This is a genomic window from Brevibacillus thermoruber 423 (assembly GCF_000454065.1).
Classification (GTDB): domain Bacteria; phylum Bacillota; class Bacilli; order Brevibacillales; family Brevibacillaceae; genus Brevibacillus; species Brevibacillus thermoruber.
In genome coordinates this window covers 470,944-491,836 of record NZ_ATNE01000001.1, presented here as the reverse complement: position 1 = coordinate 491,836, position 20,893 = coordinate 470,944, and the positions used below count along the sequence as shown (strand labels likewise).

The 20,893-nt window shown below is 63.3% G+C and carries 17 protein-coding genes and 1 pseudogene; 15 read left to right on the top strand and 3 right to left on the bottom strand.

Annotated features, from left to right (window positions below; genetic code table 11):
- Nucleotides 1–111 precede the first annotated feature (111 nt).
- Nucleotides 112–2,625, top strand: coding sequence for an ATP-dependent helicase HrpB (hrpB, locus tag M516_RS0102340; RefSeq protein WP_029097701.1), 2,514 nt, complete (start codon nt 112–114; stop codon nt 2,623–2,625).
- A 183-nt stretch (nt 2,626–2,808) separates the two neighbouring features.
- On the opposite strand, the gene bluB is transcribed toward hrpB, so the two are convergent.
- Nucleotides 2,809–3,495 (bottom strand): 5,6-dimethylbenzimidazole synthase, encoded by a 687-nt coding sequence (gene bluB / locus M516_RS22560; RefSeq protein WP_035288588.1) that lies wholly within the window; start codon nt 3,493–3,495, stop codon nt 2,809–2,811.
- Between the two features lie 407 nt (nt 3,496–3,902).
- Here bluB and M516_RS0102330 point away from each other — a divergent pair, with 407 nt between their 5' ends.
- Entirely contained in the window at nt 3,903–4,100 is a 198-nt protein-coding gene (locus M516_RS0102330; RefSeq protein WP_029097700.1) for a hypothetical protein, read from the top strand.
- A 262-nt stretch (nt 4,101–4,362) separates the two neighbouring features.
- Here the strand turns inward: M516_RS0102330 and M516_RS22555 are convergent, their stop codons facing one another.
- Nucleotides 4,363–4,719, bottom strand: coding sequence for a hypothetical protein (locus M516_RS22555; RefSeq protein ID WP_035288586.1), 357 nt, complete (start codon nt 4,717–4,719; stop codon nt 4,363–4,365).
- Between the two features lie 274 nt (nt 4,720–4,993).
- On the opposite strand from M516_RS22555, the gene M516_RS0102320 reads away from it, so the two are divergent.
- The 3 genes and pseudogenes from M516_RS0102320 (at nt 4,994) to M516_RS22550 (ending at nt 7,607) form a co-directional block, all read left to right on the top strand.
- Nucleotides 4,994–5,866: a nucleoside hydrolase gene (locus tag M516_RS0102320; protein WP_051188067.1), complete on the top strand. Its 873-nt coding sequence runs from the start codon at nt 4,994–4,996 to the stop codon at nt 5,864–5,866.
- A complete protein-coding gene (locus tag M516_RS0102315) occupies nt 5,863–6,807 on the top strand; it encodes a nucleoside hydrolase (protein WP_029097698.1) in 945 nt (314 codons plus the stop codon). The genes M516_RS0102320 and M516_RS0102315 overlap by 4 nt, the downstream gene beginning before the upstream one ends.
- A gap of 125 nt (nt 6,808–6,932) precedes the next feature.
- Nucleotides 6,933–7,607, top strand: a pseudogene (locus tag M516_RS22550) (alpha/beta hydrolase).
- Between the two features lie 65 nt (nt 7,608–7,672).
- Here M516_RS22550 and M516_RS0102300 read toward each other — a convergent pair.
- A complete protein-coding gene (locus tag M516_RS0102300; RefSeq protein WP_238550896.1) occupies nt 7,673–8,494 on the bottom strand; it encodes an iron-hydroxamate ABC transporter substrate-binding protein in 822 nt (273 codons plus the stop codon).
- A 539-nt stretch (nt 8,495–9,033) separates the two neighbouring features.
- Between M516_RS0102300 and M516_RS0102290 the strand changes: the two genes are divergently transcribed.
- From M516_RS0102290 to M516_RS0102245, 10 genes are all read left to right on the top strand, one after another.
- On the top strand, nt 9,034–10,251 hold the full coding sequence (locus M516_RS0102290; RefSeq protein ID WP_029097693.1) for an anhydro-N-acetylmuramic acid kinase: 1,218 nt from the start codon (nt 9,034–9,036) through the stop codon (nt 10,249–10,251).
- Between the two features lie 22 nt (nt 10,252–10,273).
- Nucleotides 10,274–11,821 (top strand): ABC transporter substrate-binding protein, encoded by a 1,548-nt coding sequence (locus M516_RS0102285; RefSeq protein WP_029097692.1) that lies wholly within the window; start codon nt 10,274–10,276, stop codon nt 11,819–11,821.
- A 70-nt stretch (nt 11,822–11,891) separates the two neighbouring features.
- Entirely contained in the window at nt 11,892–12,833 is a 942-nt protein-coding gene (locus tag M516_RS0102280; protein ID WP_029097691.1) for an ABC transporter permease, read from the top strand.
- 16 nt (nt 12,834–12,849) lie between these two features.
- Nucleotides 12,850–13,683, top strand: a complete 834-nt coding sequence (locus tag M516_RS0102275; protein ID WP_029097690.1) for an ABC transporter permease — start codon at nt 12,850–12,852, stop codon at nt 13,681–13,683.
- A 13-nt stretch (nt 13,684–13,696) separates the two neighbouring features.
- Nucleotides 13,697–14,914, top strand: a complete 1,218-nt coding sequence (locus M516_RS0102270) for a serine hydrolase domain-containing protein (protein WP_029097689.1) — start codon at nt 13,697–13,699, stop codon at nt 14,912–14,914.
- 18 nt (nt 14,915–14,932) lie between these two features.
- Nucleotides 14,933–15,907 carry an ABC transporter ATP-binding protein gene (locus M516_RS0102265; protein ID WP_029097688.1) on the top strand — a complete coding sequence of 325 codons (975 nt, stop codon included), beginning with the start codon at nt 14,933–14,935 and terminating at the stop codon, nt 15,905–15,907.
- On the top strand, nt 15,904–16,866 hold the full coding sequence (locus M516_RS0102260; protein WP_029097687.1) for an ABC transporter ATP-binding protein: 963 nt from the start codon (nt 15,904–15,906) through the stop codon (nt 16,864–16,866). Before M516_RS0102265 ends, M516_RS0102260 begins: the two co-directional genes overlap by 4 nt.
- Nucleotides 16,867–16,911: 45 nt before the next feature.
- The gene (gene murQ / locus M516_RS0102255; protein ID WP_029097686.1) at nt 16,912–17,817 is read left to right on the top strand and encodes an N-acetylmuramic acid 6-phosphate etherase; all 906 of its coding nucleotides are present in this window, start codon (nt 16,912–16,914) and stop codon (nt 17,815–17,817) included.
- Between the two features lie 59 nt (nt 17,818–17,876).
- Nucleotides 17,877–19,298, top strand: a complete 1,422-nt coding sequence (locus M516_RS0102250) for an FAD-linked oxidase C-terminal domain-containing protein (RefSeq protein ID WP_029097685.1) — start codon at nt 17,877–17,879, stop codon at nt 19,296–19,298.
- A complete protein-coding gene (locus M516_RS0102245) occupies nt 19,285–20,625 on the top strand; it encodes a (Fe-S)-binding protein (protein ID WP_029097684.1) in 1,341 nt (446 codons plus the stop codon). The genes M516_RS0102250 and M516_RS0102245 overlap by 14 nt, the downstream gene beginning before the upstream one ends.
- The last annotated feature ends 268 nt before the right edge of the window (nt 20,626–20,893 follow it).

Below are 20,893 nucleotides of genomic sequence, written 5' to 3'. Positions count from 1 at the left end.
GCCCCCGCACCCGCCGTGTGCGTCAAAACGCGTGCCGGCCGCTTGCGAAGCGGCTATAATAGCAGAGGAAGAACAGGATGTTCGCGGCTGGAACAAACATGAGGTGATCGCATGAACACATTGCCCGTCGATTCGATCATCCCGGCGTTGAAAGAGGCGCTTCGTACCCGCAGCGGCGCGGTGCTGGTGGCTGCGCCCGGGGCGGGGAAGACGACCCGGGTGCCGCTTGCGCTTCTCGACGAGCCGTGGCTGGCCGGACGCCGCATTCTGATGCTGGAGCCGCGCCGTCTGGCTGCGCGGGCGGCGGCCCGCTACATGGCCGCCTCACTGGGGGAACAGGTGGGAGACACCGTGGGGTACCGGGTGCGCCTGGATTCCCGGGTCGGTCCTGCCACGCGCATCGAAGTGATTACCGAGGGCGTGCTGACGCGGATGCTGCAGGCCGACCCGGCTCTGGAGGGCACGGGACTGGTCATTTTTGACGAATTTCACGAGCGCAGCCTTCACGCCGACCTGGGATTGGCCCTGTGCCTGGAGGCCCAGTCCGTGCTGCGCGACGATCTGCGCATCCTGGTCATGTCCGCCACGCTGGACGCCGAGCCGGTTGCCGCGCTGTTGGGCGATGCGCCGGTCCTGACGAGCGAGGGGCGGGCCTATCCGGTGGAGACGCGCTATTTGGACCGCCGGGTGGAGGGACCGGTCGAGCCGGTCGTCGTCCGTCAGATTCAGGAAGCGCTCGCGTCCGAATCGGGAGACATCCTCGTCTTTTTGCCGGGCGCGGGCGAGATCCGCAGGGTGGAAGAAAGGCTCGCCGAACTGGATTTGGGCGCCTCCGTCCGGGTGGCCCCCCTCTACGGGAATCTGCCGCAGGAGGCGCAGGACCGGGCGATCGCGCCGGGACGGCCGGGCGAGCGCAAAATTGTCCTCGCGACCTCCATCGCCGAGACCAGCCTGACGGTGGAAGGGGTCCGGGTGGTGATTGACAGCGGCCTGGCGCGGGTGCCGCGCTTTTCGCCGCGAACCGGCATGACGCGGCTGGAAACGATCCGGGTGTCGCAGGCGTCGGCCGAGCAGCGGCGGGGCCGGGCAGGCCGTCTCGGCCCCGGCGTATGCCGCCGCCTGTGGACTGAACAGGAGCACCGGCACCTGGCTGTGCGAAACACGCCCGAGATTCTGGAATCGGACCTGGCTCCGCTGGCGCTCGAACTGGCTGCCTGGGGCGTCGTGGACCCGGCGGAGCTGCGCTGGCTCGATCCGCCGCCGGCCGCCGCGCTTGCGCAGGCGCGCGACCTGCTCGTCCAGCTCGGCGCGCTGGAGAAAAGCGGGACGATTACCCCGCACGGACGGCGGATGGCGGAGCTCGGTCTACATCCCCGCCTCGCGCACATGATCCTGCGGGCCATTCCGCTCGGTTTGGGCGGATTGGCGTGCGAACTGGCGGCAATTCTGAGTGAACGGGACGTTTTGCGCAGCGGTCATGCTCCGGCCGACGCCGATCTGCGCCTGCGGGTGGAGACGCTGCGACAGGCAGCGGCGGGAGGGCGGCCCGGCGATGCCGCACCGCCCGGTTACACGGTGGACGCGGCTGCGTGCCGGCGGATTCTTGCCGAGGCGAACCACTGGAAGCGGGAGGCGGGGATTGCCGACGACAGCGGCGGCGACGTGGACGCGTGCGGGCTTTTGCTCGCGTTCGCCTACCCCGACCGGATCGCGCGGAGGCGCGACAGCGGACGGTTTCTTCTGCGCAACGGCCGCGGGGCGGCGCTGGCGGGGCCGCAGCCGCTGGCCAAAGCTCCCTGGCTGGTGGCAGCCGAACTGGACGATCTGGGGGCGGAAGGACGCGTGCATCTCGCTGCTCCGGTGGACGTGTCCGATCTGGAGCGGCACTTCGCCGACCAGATCGAGGCGGAGACGACCGTCTACTGGGATCGCGAGGCGCAGGCCGTGCGGGCGAGACAACGGGAGCGGCTGGGGGCCCTGGTGCTGAAAGACGTCCCCCTGGCCGATCCCGATCCGGAAGAGACCGCGGCTGCGCTGCTTCGCGGGATCACCGAAGAAGGGCTGGAGATCCTGCCGTGGACCAAGCAGGCCCGCCAGTTTTGGCAGCGGCTGTTGTTCATGAGCCGGCACGAGGAGGGCTGGCCGGACGTGTCGGAGGAGGCGCTGGCGGCTTCGCTGCCTGACTGGCTCGGGCCGCACCTGTACGGATTGAAAAGCCGCGACGACCTGCAGCGTCTCTCCTTGACCGACATCCTCGCCGGGATGCTCTCCTGGGAGCGGCGGCGCGAGCTGGACGAGTACGCCCCGACGCATATCGTCGTGCCCAGCGGTTCGCGCATTCCCGTCGACTACAGCGATCCAGAAGCTCCGGTGCTGGCTGTGCGGCTGCAGGAGATGTTCGGGCTGAAGGAAACGCCCCGGATTGCCAGGGGGAGGGTGTCGCTGACGCTCCACCTGCTGTCGCCGGCACACCGCCCCGTGCAGGTGACGCGCGATCTGGCCAGCTTTTGGCGCAGCGCCTATTTTGAAGTGAAGAAGGATTTGAAAGGGCGTTACCCCAAACACTACTGGCCGGACAATCCGCTGGAGGCGCTCCCGACGAACCGGACCCGCCCCCGTTCGTGAAGCCAACGTATCACGTACCCCAAAAATGAGGACCTGACGATAACAGGGCTGTATCCGCCAGCGGCGAATGCCGCTTGACGGGACAGCCCTGTTTTTTGTTTACGTGCGCCGCTCACGTGCTTGAAACGGCTTGTTCCCTGGAGGAGAAACTCCTTGCGTATGACTGGCCCGCCAGCGCGTCTTTTACGGACGGACGGGCTGGCCGGCTTTCACGGAGTCCGGAAGGCGGCCCCATTTTTCTTCGAAGATGAGCCGCTCCAGGTCAAGCCTGCGCTCCCATTGGAAGATTTCCAGCAGCGGCCGTTCCGGGTAGTGGTCCGTGTAGCCGATGGACAGCAGGGCAACCGGTTCCACATGCGGCGGGATGCCGAGAATGCGGCGCACATCCGGCTTTTTGTAGAAGCTGACCCAGCCCATGGCCAAGCCTTCCGCATAGGCGGCCAGCCACATGTTTTGGATGGCGCAGCTTACGGACATGATGTCCGTTTCCGGTATGGAGTTGCGCCCGAGCACGTGGTCCCCGCCTCTGGTGGGATCGCAGGTGACGCAGAGGGTTATCGGCGCTTCCTTGATCCCTTCGATTTTCAGATCCAAAAAGGCGAGTTCCCTGTCCGTCCCCTCGTAGTGAATGGCCAGCGCCCGCCGCTCCTTTTGCACGATCTCCGCCAACTGCTGTTTCGTCGCCGGGTCGCGGATGATGACAAAATTCCACGGCTGCATGAAGCCGACAGACGGAGCGTGGTGGCCGGCCTGCAGGATGGCGAGCAGCTTCTCGTCCGGAACGGGCTTGTCCAGAAACGTGCGGATGTCCCTGCGGTTTACGATGGCCTTGTACACGCCCCGTTTTTCTTCCTCCGACAAACGATTCACGAATGCCTTCCTCCTTGCGATTGTAGTGGACATGCTGCGCTGTGAACATTGTACCATTTGCGTAGGTCCGGACTCGCAAAAACGCGAATATCGGCAACCTTTTTGCCGTCCTGCCGTCTGTAAGGTACACGCTTCACGTATTACCCCTCCCTTTATGAGCTGCTTGTACGATACAGGTGGCTTTTTTTTATATTGCAGATGGCGGGTAGGGCAGCCTTCGCGAAAGAAACGGCGAAGCTCCCGATGTGGGGGCTTCCTGGCGTCTGTTCACAGCAGGGATGTATCGCGCCATCTCCGTCCATGGTATCTCTGCCATGCGACGGTTTTCACGATGAAGCCTATGCTGGTTCCTCCGTTCGTAACTTTTCCTGAACTGGGGAATACTAGCTCCTGAGGTGTTGACCCGGATGGAGCAAAATATTTCCTTTACCGTATCGTGGAGCGACGCGACCCGCTTGGCCAAAATGCTGCAAGCCAGAAACCTGCGCTACGCCGTCAAACAACTGCCGGGAAAAACCACCCTGGCATTCGTCTTTCCCAAGCTGAGTCTCAGTCAGTACGTCTACCTGTACATCCTGTTCGGGGGAAAGCGGCAGGAAGGATGAAGGGAGGATGAACGGCGGCACCGAACGAACCGCCCCGGGACAGACGGGAGCACGCACCTGTAAATCGCGTCCCGCCATGGTGCAGATTTGACAAATTATGAAGAAAACAAAAGACGACACTTTTCGATAAGCGAAAAGCATAGTACAATTCCTAGTATGTACGAACTTGGGGAGTTCGTGACGGCGGTCCAAAACTGTGCAGGAGGGACCGCCTCTTTTTTATGTGTCCAAAAGGTTCCCTCCTGAAGCTGACAACAGGTGTCTAGCCGAAGGAGGGCGGTTTGTGTGCGGGAAAGGTTTCGACCGGCGCAAAGCTGCCGTTGATTAGCGCGTCGATCAACTGCTCGGCGGTCAGCGAGATGGTGATGCCGGGGTCGGGGATGTCGACCTGGAACTTGTCGTTATGATAGCGGTACAGAAGCGTTCCGAGCGGCTGGATCGGGTAGATGGGGATGTCTTGGGCAAGCCGCTGTCCGGTTTTGGCGATCTCCCGGAGCGCCCAGAACAGTTCACCCCAGACGGGCAGGTACGGTTTGCGCTTGTGCCGCCTGAGCACTTTCACGAGATGGACACGCAGGCTGTCCAGCAGCTCCCGGCTCTGGTCTTCCACGGTTTGCATGACGGGCTGCCACTCCTTTGTCGGTGCGCTTGGGGGACAGGCCTTGGCGTCGTCCCCGGCGGGCAATGTCCTGCTGTCGGAATTGCCGGCCAATCACTTCTACGCATCAGTGTAAGCCACGCATGGAAGGGACGCAAGAGTGTGAACGCAGAGCCCGTCCCGCAGGTCTGCTGTCCGTCGGCTCATCGTCTCAGACAATTTGACCGATTCAGACCAATTGGGATAGCATAGGGGCAAACGGACTGCCTGAAGCAGAGAAAGAGGGGAAAGCCTGGTGGAGAAACGACAACTTCTCGTCGACATGGGCGCGCGGCGGGACGATGCGATCGCTCTCTGGTGCGCGCTGCGGTGGCCGGATGCGGAAGTGTGCGCCGTTACCTGCGTCGGCCCGGATCAGGAGGAGGCGGCGGCACGTGCGCTGGAGGTGGCGGCCCTCGCCGGGGCAAAGCAGATGCCGGTTGCCAGAGGGGCCGTCCAACCGCTCCTGCGCCGGGGAACGGCCGCGGGGACGGCTCGTCAGGAAAAACGTCTGCCGCTGCCGGACGCCGGCCGGATGCCCGCAGCCGCATCGGCGGCGGAACTGATCGTGCAGACGGCGGAGCAGGCGGAGGGCGGCTTGACGATCGTGACGCTGGGGCCGCTCACCAACCTGGCGCTGGCGGCGGCCCGGGACCCGGAGCTTGGCCGCAAGCTGAAGCGCGTGGTTGCGCTGGGCGGGGCGATTCGCGTGCCGGGCGATGTGACCCCCGTGGCCGAAGCCAATGTTTACGCGGACCCGGAAGCGGCCCGATTTGTCCTGGAAGCGGGGTTGCCGCTGACGCTGGTGCCGCTTGACGCCACCCGGTCCCTGTCCTTGCCTGCGGCTGCGGAAGCCTGGCCAACGCTGCTTGGGCCCGTGACGGACGGGGCAGCCCGCCTCGACGCCTTGGCGGCGATGCTGGTCGCACTGTGCCCGGAAGCGGCCCGGACGGAACGGATGAAACTGGCGGTGGAATGCCAAAGTGCGCTGTCCGCCGGAGCGGTGCTGGCCGATCTGCGGGCCGTTCCCCGCGTCGGAACGGACGTCGACGTCTGCGTCGCCGTGGACGCCGCGCAGGCGTATCCAAGCCTGCAGGCAATCGTTCAGGGAGAGGAGGGCAGCCGATGAGAGAAAAAGTGATCCTGGACGTGGACACCGGCATTGACGATGCGCTGGCGATCTCCTACGCCGTGCACGCGACCGAACTGGACGTGCTCGGCGTGACCACCACGTTCGGCAATATCGCGGTGGAAGAGGCGACGCGCAACACGCTGCAGCTGCTGGAGCTGCTGGATGCGGCGCACATTCCGGTCTTTCAGGGGGCGGCCAAGCCGCTGTTTCGGGAGCTGAAGGAAAAGGCCAAGCTGTTCCACGGCGAAAACGGCCTGGGGAACGTCCAACTGCCTCCCCCGAGGACGGCGGCCCGGCAGGCGAGTGCCGCCCACTTCCTCATCTCGGCGATCAAGGCCCACCCGCATGAGGTTACGGTGGTGACGGTGGGGAGCCTGACCAACCTGGCACTGGCGATCATGGCCGCGCCGGAGATCGTCCCGCTGGTCAAACGGGCGGTCGTGATGGGCGGAGCGGTTACCGTACCGGGCAACCGCACGCCGGTGGCGGAGGCCAACATCTGCGCCGACCCGGAGGCGGCCGCGTACGTCTTCCAATCGGGCCTGCCGATTACGCTGGTGGGGCTGGACGTGACGATGCAGACGCTGCTCACCCGCGACCACCTGCAGGAGTGGAGAAGGCGCGACACGCCGGTCAGCCGCTTTTTTGCCGACATCTGCAGCTTTTACATGGAGGCCTACGCCCGGGCGGGCCATGTGCGCGGCTGCGCGCTGCACGATCCGCTGGCGGTCGGGGCGGTTATCGACCCGACGTTTGTCACGAGCGTCCCGATGCATGTGCAGGTAGACACGTCGGGCGGCCTGTCCGACGGGCGGACAATTGGCGACAGGCGCCCGCAGCCGGCAGCCCCGCCCAACGTCGACGTCTGCCTGGAGGTCGACGCCGGCCGTTTTGTGGAACATTTTTTGCAAAACGTCATGTTCCGTTGTGATGGATGACGAATGGGGCGGGGAACGGTTTCCAAGCGATGCTTGGAAGGATGAAGGGTTGCATGCAAACGAAACGGTCAATCGGGGAGGGATTCGACACGGTGGCTCGCACAATCATTGAACCATCCGTCACGATGGCCAACGGTCCGGTCAGCCGCGAGGTCACAATCCCGCTGACAACCCAGTGGGTGATGCAGTCGCGCGCTGCGAACCGGGACTATCGAATTGTTGTGCATCACCTGCGGAAGAGCCGCCTTCCGAAGGCTATCCGGTGATGTACTTGCTGGATGCCAATGCCGTGTTTGGCACGATGGTGGAGACGCTTCGAGCGCAGGCAGGACGACCCGAGAAGACGGGAGTTGTTCCGGCGGTTATCGTCGGCATCGGTTATCCGACGGACGATCCGTTCCCACCCGCGCGCCATTGCGATTTTACGCTGCCGGTGCCTGTAACGGAGCTGCCCGTGAAACCCGACGGGACAGCATGGCCGGAACAGGGCGGGGCGGACGTATGTCGCAGGCAGCCCATCCATTCATTGGAACAAGCGCGTCATTCGCGAAGAGGAGCAGCAATTCGTGGCCCGCGTAAAACAAGAAAAGATCGACGTCCGCATCCTGCTCGCGGTGGGGGAATGGGAGAGCAGCCATCCAAGCCGCGTAAACGACAACACGATGGAACTGGCGGAACGCCTGCGGACCCTGGCAGGCCGCGGAGTGCACGTGGAGTTCAAGGAGTTTGAGGAGGAGGGCCATCTATCGCTGCTGCCGGCCTTGATCAGCCGTGCCGAACGGTTTGCATCAAGCGGCTGAAAGGCGGTGTCCCCAACGAAGAAAAGCCGGATACCCAAAGGCGGGTGTCCGGCTTTTTGCGGCCCTTATTTGTTTGCCAGGATTTTCGACACGTCTTCCATCACCTGTTGGCCTGCGAGCAGTCCGCTGTACAACCAACTGCTGTCGGAGCTCATTTCATACACGTGTCCTTTCTTGACGGCAGGGAGGTTCTTCCAGATCGGATTGTTGAAGATTTCCGATGTCTGCTCGGTGTCGCTCTTGACCAGGAAGATGTGATCGGCGTCCAGCTGCGCCAGCTTTTCCAGCGAAACCGGGCTCCATGTCGCTTGCGAGTTGCTGGGCAGATCGGACAGGTACTGCGGGACTTTGATTCCCAGGTCCCCGTACAGAACGGAGCCGCTGGAACGCGTTTTGTCCACCACGTAGAATTGTTTTTGCGTCAACCAGAGAATCGCGACGGATTGGTCGCCGATGGTTTGGTGCAGTTTCGCCTTCAATGCTTCCGCTTTTTGATCGTATTGCTTCAGCAGTTGTTCGGCCTCGTTCTTCTTGTCAAGAAGTTCCCCCATCTTCAGAAGCGTTTTCCGCCAATCGCTGTTGATTTCGTCTCCCAGCACATAGGTCGGCGCAATTTTGGAATACGCTTCGTACAGACCGTTTTGTACGGACGAGGGCGAGCCGATGACAATCAGGTCCGGATTAAAACTCGCCACTTCTTCGGGGGGAAGATTGTAACTGATCGTCGGCACTCCCTTCAGTTCCGACTGCAGGTAACCCTGAACCGTTTTGCCGTCTGCCACCGACCATTGGGCGACTGGTTTGACGCCCAAGGCCACCAGCGGATCCTCCAGATACGAGGCAATGATCCGCTGCGGATTGGCCGGAATCGTTACATGATGGCCCATGGCGTCTTGGATGACTCGATCAGATGCCGACTGTTCGCCGGGCTGGCTTGAACCGGCAGAAGCGTTCGGCGAGTGATCGCCCGAATGACTTCCGGAACTTCCGCAAGCTGCAAGCAGTACGCTTACAACCATAATCGCGAGGAAAACCAAGCCCATTTTCATTTGTTTTCGTCCGAAGCGCACGACAAGTTCCTCCTATGTTGATAATGTATGGATGCACGGTGAGGTTTCTCACATCGAAAAAGATAATGATTATTATTATCATTGTCAATATAAAAATGACATCCATCGCAAAAACGTGCGTCTTCTCAAACGTCTCTGTCTTACAAATGAGCGCGGATCATCGCGAAAAAGAGAGAACGCAGCTAGCTGCGGCGGACTTGCCTGGCAGGTCTGCCGCTTTTGTTTTCTTTCTTGAAATAAAATTTAGTTACTATTAATTGACTCAGGAAATTTTGTTACATATAATGATGATAGCGCTTTAAAGTCTGTATTTTTTCAACATTCTGTTTGTGAAATGCTCGCAAGGAGGTGGCCCAATGGACGGTCAAGCGCAGCGGTGCTACCGGGAGAAACGGGAGCATTTGGTCATCGGATTGATGTCGGGAACCTCGCTCGACGGAGTGGATGCCGCGCTGGTGGCGATCGAAACGGACCAGGCGGGGGCCATCGCCGCGGTCCGTCTCCGAAAATTTCACTACCTGCCGTACTCGGATGAGCTGCGGGAGTGGCTGGCCGAGCTGTGCAGTCCGCAGACGGCCCGAATCGACCGGCTGACCCTGGCCCATTTCGGACTGGCGGAGTGGTACGCCCACGCGGTCAGCGAACTGCTGGAAGGGGCCGATGTCGCTCCCGGCGAAGTGGATGCGATCTGCACGCACGGGCAGACTGTTTGGCACGTCGCCGGCCGGGCGCCATTTCCCGGTCCGGCGGGCACGACGGACATCCGGGCCTCCCTGCAGATCGGCGAACTGTCGACGCTGGCGGAGCGGACCGGGATTCCCGTCGTCGGCAATTTCCGGGCGCGCGACCTGGCGGCGGACGGCGAAGGGGCGCCGCTCGTTCCGTACGCCGATTACGTCCTGTTTCGGCACGGCGAAAAGGGGCGGCTGCTGCAAAACATCGGCGGGATTGCCAACGTGACCGTGCTGCCGGCGGGTGCTTCCATCGACGATCTGGTTGCCTTTGACACCGGACCGGGCAACATGGTGATCGACGAGATCGTGCAGATGGCGACAAACGGCCGGCAGCGCTTCGACGAGGGCGGCCGGATGGCAGCCGAAGGGACGGTCTGCGCCGAACTGCTGCAGGAGCTGCTGGCTGATCCGTACTACCGGCTGGCGCCGCCGAAAAGCACGGGGCGGGAGACGTACGGTCGGGCGTTTGCCGAGAAACTGTGGGCCGAGAAAGACGCGCGCGGCCTCTCCGCCGCCGATCTGGTGGCCACGGCGACGGCGCTGACGGCGGCCACGATTGCAGCGGCGTACGAATCGTTTGTGCTGCCGGCCACGCCGGTGCACGAAGTGATCGTCTCCGGCGGCGGCGCCCGCAACGAGACGCTGCTCCGGATGCTCCGGGATCGCCTGCCGGCGGGCATCCGGCTGACGACGACGGACGCGTACGGCGTCCCGGACGACGCCAAAGAGGCGATGGCCTTTGCCATTTTGGGCCACGAAACGCTGATGGGCCGGCCGAGCAGCGTGCCGTCCGTCACCGGGGCCAAACGGGCGGTCGTCTTGGGAAACATTTGTTATTGAACCAAAACAGGGGGGAATCAACGTGAAAAAACGGGCATGGGCAGGTATTTTCCTGTCATTTTCCTTGCTGCTTTCCGCCTGCAGCGGCGGAGGCGGCTCTGCGAGCGATACGGCTAATCCGCAGGCGGGGCAGCAGGGCGGAAGCGGCAAGACCGAGCTGGTCGTCGCGGCGGATCAGGACCCTGTCGGCTTTGATCCGCACAAGGTGCCGGCCGCGTCCAGTGTCCGCGTCTACGCACTGGTTTACGACGGCTTGACCCGGCTGGACGAAAACCTGAACGTCACCCCCAGCCTGGCCGAGAAGTGGGAGATTTCCCCGGACGGCAAAACGGTTACCTTCACCCTGCGCAAGGGCGTGACGTTTCACAACGGGCGGGAGATGACGGCGGAAGACGTCAAGTACAGCTTTGAGCGGATTCTCAATCCCGAGACCGGCTCCATCGCCAAGTCGTACTTCGCCAGCGTGGACGCGATCGAAGCAAAAGATCCGGTCACGGTCGTGTTCAAGCTGAAACACCCGGACGCCGCCTTGCTGACCAACATGGCCAGCTCGTTTGCCGCGGTCGTGCCGAAAGAAGTGGCTGACCTCAACAAGGAAGCGGTGGGAACGGGACCGTTCATGCTGGAGAAAAACGAGCCGGGGCAGTACGTGCTGTTGAAGAAAAATCCCGACTATTTCCAAAAGGGTCTGCCGAAAGTGGACGCGATCAAGTTCCAGATCATGAGGGATGAAGCGGAGCGGCTGGCCGCGATCCGCTCCGGCAAGGTGGACATCACCAGCGTCTCCGCCGACTCGGCCACGCTCCTGGATGGCAAGCCGGGCGTGCAGGTGAAAAGCTACCAGTCGCTGGAGTACAGCTATCTCGGCATCAACGTGAAGAAAAAGCCGTTTGACGACCCGCGCGTGCGCCAGGCGATCAGCTATGCGGTGGACCGCAACCAGATCGTGCAGACGGTGTGGAAGGGACAGGCGTCGCTGACCGGGCCGATCTCTCCGGCTGCGGCTAACTGGGCGCTCGATCCCAATACCTACGACAGCTACAAGCAAAACCTGGACAAAGCGAAGCAGCTGCTGGCGGAGGCCGGCTACCCCAACGGCTTTGACACGGTGATCGAGACGGCTTCCACCTATCCGGACATGGTGGAGACGGCGCAGGTGCTGCAGCAGCAGTTGAAAGCCGTCGGCATCAACGCCAAGATCAACCAACTGGAGTGGGGCAACTACATCCAGACCTGGAAGTCCAAGGAGATGTCGCTTCTGGTCGGCCGCAACACGTCCGGGACGGACTCTGACCGCTCCCTTCGCTTCTTTTTCCATACGGAGGGCTCCGCCAACGTCTGGAACTACTCCAACCCGCGCTTTGACGAACTGGTCGTCAACGCGCTGCAGACCGTCGACCAGACCGAGCGGAAGAAGCTGTACGACGAGGCGCAGAAGCTGCTGGTGGAGGACGCGCCCAACCTGTTCCTCGCTTCCCCGAAGAGCTTTTACGCGGTCCGCGACAACGTGTCGTTCCATCCGACGGCGGCGGGCGAATCCACCGCGCTGCTCCAGGCGTCCGTCAAATAGCGCAGGAAGTGCCAAGGAAGCCGGGGAGCCGCCGTCTCCCCGCTTCTTCTTTTCCGAGGAGGGGTAATACGTGGGAAGCTATGTCATCAAACGCATCGTCGGCCTTGTCCCCATCCTGTTCGGGATCTCCGTGCTCGTCTTTACCATCCTGCATCTCGTGCCGGGCGACCCCGCTTCCATCATGCTGGGGACCAACGCCACGCCGGAAGCAATCGCCGCCCTCCGAACACGCATTGGGCTGGATGAGCCGCTGATCACCCAGTACCTGTCCTGGCTGGGTGGTTTGGTGAAAGGGGACTTTGGCGTTTCCGTCCACACCGGCGAGGAGATTCTGCCGCAGATTCTGAAGCGTTTTTCGATCACGCTGCAGCTCACCCTGTTCGCCGTGCTGATCGGCTGGACGATCGCCATCCCGCTGGGCATCCTGTCAGCGATCCGCGTCCACTCAAAAACCGACATCGTCGTGCGCATCGCCACCCTGCTCGGCATCTCCGTTCCCAACTTCGCCGTCGGGACGCTTTTGTTGCTCGTGCTGTCTCTGTATTTCGGCTGGTTTCCGCCGATTGACGTGGTCAGCTTTTGGGAAGATCCGGGGGAGGCGCTGCAGGTGTTTCTGCTGCCGGCGGTCACGATGGGCATCGTCATTGCCGCCGGGGTGCTCAGGATGACGCGCTCGGCGTTTCTGGAGACGATGGAAAAGGACTTCATCCGCACCGCGCGGGCCAAGGGAAACAGCATGTGGACGGTCGTGTTCGGCCATGCCCTGCGCAACTCGTCCATTCCGATCGTGACCATCGCCGGCATGCAGATCGGGTACCTGCTGGGCGGCTCGGTGATCGTGGAGCAGTTGTTCTCCATACCCGGTCTGGGTCAGTACGTGCTGGAGGGCATCTACCAGCGAGACTACCCGGTGGTGCAGGGAGGCGTGCTGTTTGTGGCGCTGGTGTTCGTCCTGGTCAACCTGCTGATCGACATCATCTACACCTGGATTGACCCGCGCATCAAGTACTAGCGAGGAGAAATCGTTCATGAGCACATTTCGCCGACGCTTTCGGGAAAACAAAACCGTCGTCGTCTGTCTCGCCGTTCTCGCCGTTCTGGCTGCCGCTGCGGCGCTGGCGCCCGTCATCGCCCCGCACGATCCGACGCAGATGTTTCCGGACCACCGCATGGAGGGCAGCTCCGGCCAGTTTTGGCTGGGGACGGACCAGTTCGGCCGCGACCTGTTCAGCCGGATTATCTACGGCGCGCGGGTATCGCTGACCGTGGGCCTTTCGTCCGTGCTGCTCAGCGCCGCGTTCGGCACCTTGTTCGGGCTGATCGCGGGGTATTTCGGCCGCTGGATGGACAGTTTGATCATGCGGGTGATGGACGTGTTGTTCGCCTTTCCGGAAATCCTGCTGGCGCTTGCCATCGTGGCGGCGCTGGGACCGGGCACGAGCAATACGATTTTGGCGATCGGAATCGTCAACATTCCGGTGTTTACCCGGACGGTGCGCAGCGCCGTCCTGTCCGTGAAAAACCTGGAGTTTGTGGAAAGCGCCCGGGCAATCGGCGCGGGAACGCCGCGCATCCTGTTTCTGGAGATATTTCCAAACGTGACGGCGCCGCTCCTGGTGCAGGCGACCCTGGCCATTTCCGGCGCCATCCTGACAGAATCGGCTCTCAGCTTTCTCGGATTGGGCATTCAGCCGCCCGACCCGTCATGGGGCGGGATGATTTCCGAAGCGCGCCGCTACATGGAGCTGGCGCCGGGGATGATCGTTTGGCCGTGCGTCGCCATGACGGTCACGATTCTCGCCTTCAACATGTTCGGCGACGCGGTGCGCGACATTCTCGATCCGAAGCATCGGAAGAGATAAGGGGGGAGAGCGGATGGACAAGGAACGAATCCGGCGTCAGCTGGCGGAAAGTCTGGACGAAGGCATCGCCCGGGGGATTTTTCCCGGAGGCGTCGCCAGCCTGACCATCGGCGACGAGCCGCCGATGGTGGTCGTCCGCGGAAGCCTCGGGAGGGGAGAACAAACGGCTCTCCCGTCAGCGGAAACCGTCTACGATCTGGCTTCGCTGACCAAGGTGATCGTCACCCTGCCGCTCGTGCTGTTGAGCGTGCAGACGGGGAAGCTGTCGCTCAGCGATCCCCTGGAGATTCACCTGCCGGAGTGGGAACGGGCGGAGGACCCGCGTAAGCGGCGGATTACCCTCCTGCACCTGCTGACCCACACCTCCGGCCTGCCGGCATGGCGTCCGTACTATCTGCTGGCGCGCGGGAGGGACGACTACCTCTCCCTGATCGCCGCCGAACCGCTGGCGGGCGAGCCGGGCAAACAGGTGATCTACAGCGATCTGGGCTTCATGCTGCTCGGCTTTCTCCTGGAGCGCATTTGGGACGAACCGCTGGATCGGTTGGCCGAGCGGCTGATCTTTCAGCCGATGGGCATGACGGCGACCGGGTACCGTCCGCTGGCGCGCGGCGTCGACAGCCGGCTGATCGCCCCGACGGAGGACGGCAACGCGTACGAACAGGACCTGTCCCGCCAGCAGGCGGAGCAGATGACGGCGGTCGGACATCCGTACGCCGGGCGGCTGCGGGAGCGCCTGGACCGCTTCGCCTGGCGGGAGGGGATCATCCGCGGCACGGCGCATGACGGCAACTGCCATTACGGCCTGGACGGGGTGAGCGGCCACGCCGGCCTCTTTTCCACCGCGCAGGACGTGGAGCGCTACATGCGGATCTGGACGTCCGCCGACGCCCAGGTGCGCCTGGACCCGGTTCTGCTCTCGTTTGCGGCGGGCTGCCGGACCGGCCGGCTGGCTCCGGCGCGCGCGTTGGGCTGGGAGGCGTCCGCCCAGGCGGGACCGCTGGAGGCGGCGGCCGCCGGCTGCACGGGAGGGGATCTGCTGTCTCCCGGCGCCTTTGGTCACACCGGGTTTACCGGCACGTCGATCTGGTGCGATCCGGTCCGGGGGGCCACGCTGATCGCGCTCACCAACCGCGTCCATCCCGCTGTCAGCCCGCTGATGCCGCGCTGGCGAAAAGCGTTTCACAACCGGGTCTTGTCGCTCGTCAGCGGGTCAACCCGAACATCCTGAGGAGAAGGGGGAAACGCCATGGCACCCATGTTGGAAGTGGAGCACCTGAGCACCACGTTTGCCGAAGCCGGCCGAACGCTGACGGTCGTCGAGGATGTCAGCTTTTCCGTCGAAGCGGGGGAGACGCTGGGCGTCGTCGGCGAATCCGGCTGCGGCAAAAGCGTCACCAGTCTGTCCATCATGCGCCTGTTGGGCAGCAGCGCCAAGCTGGACGGCAGCATCCGGTTTGCCGGCACGGACGTGCTGCGGCTGTCGGAAAAGGAGATGCAGTCGATTCGCGGCAACCGGATCGCGATGATTTTTCAGGAGCCGATGACCGCGCTCAATCCGCTGCATCCGATCGGCAGGCAAATCGCCGAGCCGCTGCGCCGCCACCTCGGATTGTCGCGGCGGGAGGCGGCAGAGCGGGCCGTCCATCTGTTGAAGGAAGTGGGCATCCCGCGGGCGGAGGAGATCGCCGCGGAGTATCCGCACCAGCTCTCCGGCGGCATGCGGCAGCGGGTGATGATCGCGATGGCGATGGCCTGTCAGCCCCAACTGCTGATCGCCGACGAGCCGACCACGGCGCTGGACGTGACGATTCAGGCGCAGATTTTGGAGCTGATGAAAAAGGTGCGCCAAGAGCACGGCACCGCCATTTTGCTGATCACCCACGACCTGGGCGTGGTTGCGGAGATGTGCCACCGCGTCATCGTCATGTACGCCGGCCAGATCGTGGAGGAAGCGGACGTGCAGAGCCTGTTCGCCGACCCCAGGCACCCCTACACGGTCGGCCTGCTGCGCTCCATGCCGAGCATCAGCGGCGAACAGGAACGGCTGCAGGCGATACCGGGAGCGGTGCCGCTCCTGCACGAAATGCCCGCCGGCTGCCGTTTTGCGCCGCGCTGCTCCAAGGCGATGGCGATCTGCCGCGAGCAGATGCCGGAACTGTTCGTCGTCTCCGCGACGCAGAAGTGCCGCTGCTGGCTGTACCGGGAGGAGGGAGAAGCGTGAGTCAGCCGCTGCTGGAAGTTAGGGGCTTGAAAAAATATTTTCCGGTCAAAACGGGCTTCTGGGGCAGGGAAAAGGTGGTGCGTGCCGTGGACGGCGTTCACCTGACCGTCTATCCGGGAGAGACGCTCAGCATCGTCGGCGAGTCCGGCTGCGGCAAGTCGACGACCGGCCGCTGCATTCTGCGCCTGATTGAGCCGACGGAAGGGGAGATCCTGTTTCAGGGTCGGGACATCCGCGCGCTGAACGCCGCCGGGCTGCGCGCGGCCCGCCGTGACATGCAGCTCGTCTTTCAGGACCCGTTCGCCTCGCTCAATCCGCGCAAGACCGTTGGCCAAATCCTGCAGGACCCGTTGATCGTTCACGGCATCGGCACGCCGGCCGAGCGGCGGAAGCGGGTGGAGGAGATGATCGAGATCGTCGGACTGACCAGACAGCATCTGGACCGCTTTCCGCACGAGTTTTCCGGCGGACAGCGGCAGCGGATCGGCATCGCCCGGGCGCTGATTCTGCGGCCCAAGCTGGTCGTCGCCGACGAGCCCGTCTCCGCGCTGGACGTTTCCATCCAGGCGCAGATTCTCAATCTGCTGAAAGACCTGCAGCGGGAGTTTCAGTTGACCTATCTGTTCATCTCCCACGACTTGAGCGTGGTGCGCCACATCTCCGACCGGGTGGCGGTCATGTACCTGGGCAAAGTGGTGGAAGTGGCGGACAAGAAGGCGCTGTACGAACGGCCGGCCCATCCTTACACGCAGGCGCTGCTCTCCGCCGTTCCCGTTCCCGATCCCACCCGGGAGGTGAACCGGATCATCCTGGAAGGGGATTTGCCCAGTCCGGCCAATCCCCCGTCGGGCTGCCAGTTTCATCCGCGCTGCCGTCACTGCATGGAGGTGTGCCGGACGACCGTGCCGCCGCTCAAGGAAGCCAAGCCCGGCCATCTGGTCGCCTGCCATCTGGCGTAAATATCCGCGGCGGAGGAAGCAGATTGAGGAGGTTTCGGAGAGAAGATGATGGAAAAACTGGAGGAATTGACCACCGAATTGCCGAATGAAGAAACGCAGCAGTTGGATCGGCTCTCCGTGCGGGAAATCCTGCGCCTGATGAACGAGGAGGACAAAAAAGTGCCGTTCGCCGTGGAACGGGTGCTGGACCAGGTGGCGGACGCGGTGGAACTGATCGCGGCGTCGCTGGAAAACGGCGGGCGGCTGTTCTACTTCGGCGCCGGCACGAGCGGCCGGCTGGGTATCCTGGACGCGTCCGAATGCCCGCCGACGTTCGGCACTGACCCGGAGCTGGTGCAGGGCGTGATCGCCGGCGGCCCCGCCGCGATGGTCCGGGCGATCGAAGGAGCGGAAGACAGCCCTGAGCTGGGACGGCAGGACGTTCACACGTACGGGGTAAAGGCGGGAGACGTCGTGGTGGGCATCGCCGCCAGCGGCCGCACGCCGTACGTGATCGGCGCCCTCCGGGAAGCGCGCAGACTGAATGCGGCGACGATCGCCCTCTCCTGCAACGAACACGCCGTGATCGACGCGTTTGCCGACGTGGCGATCAACGTGGTCGTCGGGCCGGAAGTGCTGACCGGTTCCACCCGGCTGAAGGCGGGGACGGCGCAAAAGCTGGTGCTGAACATGCTGACCACGGCAACGATGATCAAGCTGGGCAAGGTGTACGGCAACCTGATGGTAAGCGTGCAGGCGACCAACGTCAAATTGCGGGAGCGGGTGAAGCGGATCGTGATGGAAGTGACCGGAGCCAGCTATGCGGAGGCGGAGCGCCTGGCCGAGCTGGCGAACGGGGACGCCAAGACGGCGATCGTGATGAAGCTGACCGGACGGGGAGCGGAAGAAGCAAGACGGCTGCTGGACGAAGCCGGCGGCAGAATCAGGGACGTGCTGGATGGGCTGGGCTAACCACCCGGCGGATCGGCACAACGATTCCATGATGGTGAAAAGCGGGAGGGAGGATGGCCATGCTGCCCCAACATGTGCGAGACCGGCTGCGGGCGATCGTCGGAGAGGCTCACTGCCTCGACAGACCGGAAGCGCTCGTCGCCTATTCCTATGACGCTACGCCGATGCACCAGGCGCTGCCGGACGCGGTCGTGATGCCCAAAGACACGGCGGAAGTGCAGCAGGTGATCAAGACGGCGGCGGAAGCGGGCATCCCCGTCGTCACGCGGGGAGCCGGTTCCAATTTGTGCGCGGGAACGGTTCCGGTCGGCGGGGGAATCGTCCTCGTGCTCAACCGGATGAACCGCATTCTGGAGATTGACGAACAAAATCTGACGATTACCGTGCAGCCGGGCGTGCGCACGGCCGACATCCATCAGGCGGTGGAAGCACGCGGCCTGTTTTACCCTCCGGACCCGGGCAGCATGGTCGTCTCCACCATCGGGGGGAACATCGCGCTCAACTCCGGAGGCTTGCGAGGACTCAAGTACGGGACGACCAAGGATTACGTGCTCGGCCTGGAGGCGGTGCTGCCCAACGGCGAGGTGATCCGCACAGGCGGGAAGCTGATGAAAGACGTGGCCGGATACGACCTGACCAAGCTGCTGGTCGGCAGCGAAGGCACGCTGGCGGTGATCACCGAAGCGATTCTCAAGCTGATTCCCAAACCGGCCGTGCAGCGCGTCATGCTGGCGACGTTTGCCAACCTGACGGAGGCAGCCCGGACGGTCTCCGACATCATCGCCAGCCGGATCATTCCGGCGACGCTGGAGTTCATGGACCAGGGGACGCTCCGGGTGGTGGAGGATTTCAAGCGGATTGGCCTGCCGACGGACGCGGCCGCCATGCTGTTGATCGGACAGGACGGAGATCCGGAAACGGTGGACCGTGACGTGGAGCGGATCGCCGCCATCTGCCGGCAAAACCGGGCGGTCCAGGTAAAAGTGGCGACGAATGCCGAGGAGGCGGACGAGGTGATGACGGCGCGGCGCAGCGCGCTGGCCGCGCTCTCCCGGCTCAGGCCGACGACGATTCTCGAAGACGCCACCGTACCCCGCGCCGCGATCACGCCGATGGTGGAAGCGATTCAGCGGATCGCCGCCGCATACAACGTGCAGATCTGCACGTTTGGCCACGCCGGGGACGGCAACCTGCATCCCACCTGCATGACGGACGCCCGCAACCCCGACGAGATCGAACGGGTGGAACGGGCGTTTGAAGAGATTTTCGCCGCTGCAATCGAACTGGGCGGCACCATCACCGGAGAGCACGGCGTGGGCATCGTCAAGGCTCCTTATCTGGAGTGGAAGCTGGGGGCCGCCGGCGTCGAGGTGATGAAGGCGATCAAACGGGCGTTTGATCCGAACAATCTGCTGAATCCGGGCAAAATGTTCGCCCGGGAGAGCCGGAACAGAGTGGTGGTCAACCATGCACAGCGCTGACTGGAAAGCGGCGCTCGATTACGAGGAACTGTCCAACTGCATGCGCTGCGGCTTCTGCCAGCCGGCCTGCCCCACCTTTCGGGAGACCGGCTACGAGGCGGCCTCGCCGCGCGGCCGCATCGCCTTGATGAAGGCGGTGGCCGACGGCATCCTGGAGCCGGATCAGGACGTCGTCGACCAGATGAGTCTCTGCCTGGGCTGCCGCGCCTGTGAGCCGGTCTGTCCGGCCGGGGTCAAGTACGGGAAGCTGATTGAGCAGGCGCGGGAAGCGATCGAGCGGGAGTGCGTCCATTCGTGGCCGGTGCGGCTGCTGCGCTGGCTGGCGTTTCGCCAGCTCCTTCCGCGACAGGACCGCCTCTACCTCGCCGGCAGGCTGCTCCGCTTCTACCAGCGCTCCGGCCTGCAGCGGCTGGCTCGCAGGCTGGGCCTGCTTCGCCTCCTGCCCGAGCAGATGCGGACGATGGAAGCGGTTCTCCCTGAAGCGGCGGGAAAGGGATTGACAGAGGCGGTGGGAACCGTCGTGCCCGCCAAAGGGGAGAAGAAGCTGCGAGTCGGCATGTTTCGCGGCTGCATCATGGACGTCCTGTTTCACGAGACCAATGTGAACACGGTCACACTGCTGGCGGATGCCGGATGTGAAGTGGTGATTCCGCCTGGCCAGGCGTGCTGCGGAGCGCTCCACGCCCACAGCGGGGAGCGGGAGCAGGCGCGTCAGCTCGCCAGGCAAAACATCGCCGCCTTCAAACAGGCGGACGTGGAGCTGATAGTCTCCAACGCGGGCGGCTGCGGAGCCATGCTGCAGGAGTACCACCATTTGCTGGAGCACGATCCCGCATGGGAGGCAGACGCGGATTGGTTTGTCCGGCGCGTGCGGGACATCAGCGAAGTGCTGGCCGGGCTGACGGGGACGCCCCCTCTGCAGCCGCTGCCCAAGCGCATCACCTACCAGTCCTCCTGTCATTTGCGCAATGGCATGAAGGTGACCAAAGAGCCGGTGAAGCTGCTTCAATCCATACCGGAGGCGACGTTTGTCCCGCTGTTCGAAGCGGACCGCTGCTGCGGCTCGGCCGGCATCTACAACCTGGTGCAGCCGGACATGGCGGGACGGATTCTGGACGAAAAAATGGGCCACGTGGCTGCGACGCGTGCGGACATTCTGGTCACGTCCAACCCCGGCTGCCTCCTGCAGATGAAAGCGGGCATCGAGCAGGCGGGACTGGGGGACCGGATGGAGGCGGTGCACCTCGTCGATCTCCTGGCGCGCGTGCGGCGCGACGCGGAAACGGAAGGGGAGCGCCCTTCCCTCGACGCCGTGACGCAAATCTGATTCACAGCCGGATGCGGCAGAAAACCTGAACAAAGCGGTCTGGATCGGCACGTTCCGATCAGACCGCTTTTGCATGTTCAGCAAGGCGGCGGGAAACGACAGAAACGGCCAGTCCATACGTCATCGTTCGACAATGTTATGCCCGGCATATGAAAATCAAAAATAGTAACAAAATATAAAAGAATACAAAATCGGTGACTTTGAAAAATTCATGTTACTATAAAATCCACGGCTTCATTTCGACTGCAGGCCTACGTAACCGCTTTAA